Source organism: Synechococcus sp. R8-2 (genome assembly GCF_047461715.1).
Taxonomy (GTDB): domain Bacteria; phylum Cyanobacteriota; class Cyanobacteriia; order Thermostichales; family Thermostichaceae; genus Thermostichus.
Genome location: NZ_JANSHQ010000071.1, coordinates 1 through 885 on the forward strand (window position 1 = coordinate 1; position 885 = coordinate 885).

The following is an 885-nucleotide window of genomic DNA, read 5'->3' on the forward strand; positions in this document are numbered from 1 at the left end:
TACGGCCCGCTATCGCGAACGGATCTCCCTTGGGGAAAGTGGTTCGGCACCGCTGGCGCGAATGCGGCGATGAGGCGGCGGGTGTAGTCCTGCTGCGGCTGCTGGTAGATCTGGGAGGCGGGGCCAAGCTCTTCGATGCGGCCCCGGTTCATGACCATGATGCGGTCGCTCATGAACTTGACCACGCTCAGGTCGTGGGAGATGAATAGGTAGGTCAGCCCCAGTTCCTCCTGCAGATCCTTGAGCAAGTTCAGCACCTGGGCCTGCACAGAGACATCCAGAGAAGACACCGCCTCATCGCAGACGATCAGGCGCGGCTCCGAGGCCAGGGCGCGGGCAATACAGATCCGCTGCCGCTGTCCTCCGGAAAACTGGTGGGGCAGGCGATCCAGCGCTTCCGGATCCAACCCTACCCGTTCAAACAGGCGTTGGGCCCGTGCTCGTCGCTCAGCAGCATTTCTCCCAATCCCGTGCAGGGCCATTGGCTCTATGACGCTGGCTCCCACACTCATGCGCGGATCCAGTGAGGCTGCCGGATCCTGAAAGATCAGCTGAATCTCGCGGCGGAGACGACGTAAGCGTTGGGGCGGCAAGCGGAGCAGCTCCTCGCCGTCGTAGATCACCTGGCCAGAGCTGGCACGGACCAGGCGCAACAGGGTTCGCCCCAGGGTGGTTTTGCCGCAGCCGGACTCTCCCACCAGCCCCAAGGTCTCTCCGGGGTAGAGGTCAAAGGTGATCCCATCCACGGCCCGGATCTCGCCCACCTGGCGGCCAAATGGCCCTCGACGGACGGCGTAGTGGGTTCGCAGATCCCGCACCTGCAGCAGGGGGGGCTGACTGTACAGCCGGCGCAGCCGTTCTTCCTCTAAGGACTCCGTCCCGCTT

1 protein-coding gene is annotated in these 885 nt (G+C 64.2%); it reads right to left on the reverse strand.

Annotated features, from left to right (window positions below; all coding sequences use genetic code 11):
- Nucleotides 1-885: ATP-binding cassette domain-containing protein (locus NW819_RS01795; protein ID WP_414412715.1), on the reverse strand; the 885-nt coding region annotated here is incomplete at both ends.